The sequence below is a fragment of the Variovorax sp. 01T439_2 genome (genome assembly GCF_056398445.1).
In genome coordinates, this window is sequence record NZ_JBFTPJ010001215.1 from 1 (window position 1) to 1,393 (window position 1,393).

Sequence of the window (1,393 nt, forward strand, 5' to 3'; positions counted from 1 at the left end):
GACTACCTCATCGGCGCGGCACTGACCGACGGCAAGCACGACGTGATGCTGTTCAGCGACGGCGGCAAGGCCGTGCGCTTCGACGAGGAAGACGTGCGACCGCTCGGCCGCAATGCACGCGGCGTGCGCGGCATGTCGCTCGATCCGGGACAGGGCGTGATCGCCATGCTGGTGGCCGAGGACGAGCAGCAAAGCGTGCTCACCGCCACCGAAAATGGTTACGGAAAGCGCACAAGCATTACCGAGTACACGCGCCATGGCCGCGGAACCAAAGGCATGATTGCGATTCAACAGAGTGAGCGCAACGGCAAGGTCGTTGCCGCCACCCTCGTGCATGCGGACGATGAGATCATGCTCATCACCGACAAGGGCGTGCTCGTGCGCACCCGGGTAGCCGAGATTCGTGAACTGGGTCGCGCAACGCAAGGCGTTACGCTGATCGGGCTCGACGAAGGCGCCAAACTCAGCGGGCTACAACGTATCGTCGAAAACGACGCCAACGGCGAGAGTGAGCCTGGCGCAGACGATACTTCCTCATCTTCAACGGAGAATCCTCAGTGAAAAAATTCAAGCTCGCACTTCTGACCGTCGCCCTGGCCGGCAGCTCCATGGCCGCCATGGCGCAGGACAAGGCTGCGCTCATCAAGCAATTCATCGACGTGCAGCGCCCCGGCATCGAATCGCTGGCCCGCGGCCTGGTCGAGCAATCGAGCGCCCCCATCGCGCAAGCCGGCTCGCAATACCTGCAGACGCAAGTGCCCGAAGCCAAGCGCGAATCGGCCGCCAAGGCTGCCGACGCCGAACTCAAGAAGTACTTCGACGAGGCCTACCCGATCGTGCGCGACAAGGCCGTGCAACTGGCCCCCGGCGCCCTGACCCCGCTGCTCGAGCAGAACTTCAGCGAAGAAGAACTCAAGCAGCTGCTGGCCTGGATCAACTCGCCGCTCAGCAAGAAGTACCAGGACCTCAATCCGAAGATGCAGACCGCGCTGACCGAAAAGCTCGTGAACGACACGCGCGCCACCATCGAGCCGAAGATGCGCGCGCTGGACGAGAACGTGGCCAAGGCATTGGGTGCACCGACCGGCGGCTCGCAGCAAGGCGCCGCCCCCGCCAAGGCACCGGCCAAGGCTCCCGCCAAGAAGTGACGTGACCCAGCAGCAGCACCAGCCGGCCGGCACGCGCCCGTACAACTTTTCCGCCGGCCCGGCCGCCATGCCGGAGGCGGTGCTGCAACGCGCCGCCGCCGAAATGCTCGACTGGCAGGGCAGCGGAATGAGCGTGATGGAAATGAGCCATCGCGGCAAGGAATTCGGCGCGATCTGCACCCAGGCCGAAGCCGACATCCGCACGCTGCTGGCCGTGCCGGAGCACTTCCACATCCTCTTCATGC

At 64.5% G+C, this 1,393-nt stretch carries 3 protein-coding genes; all 3 read left to right on the forward strand.

The genetic code is table 11. The features are described from left to right. The coding region (locus AC1DOC_RS33635) for a DNA gyrase C-terminal beta-propeller domain-containing protein (RefSeq protein ID WP_478131570.1) at positions 1-561 on the forward strand (561 nt) is incomplete at its 5' end. Then, on the forward strand, positions 558-1,148 hold the full coding sequence (locus AC1DOC_RS33640; RefSeq protein ID WP_012746762.1) for a DUF2059 domain-containing protein: 591 nt from the start codon (positions 558-560) through the stop codon (positions 1,146-1,148). The genes AC1DOC_RS33635 and AC1DOC_RS33640, both read left to right, overlap by 4 nt. A 67-nt stretch (positions 1,149-1,215) precedes the next feature. Next, positions 1,216-1,393 (forward strand): aminotransferase class V-fold PLP-dependent enzyme (locus AC1DOC_RS33645; RefSeq protein WP_478131571.1); only part of this gene is annotated, 178 nt, incomplete at its 3' end.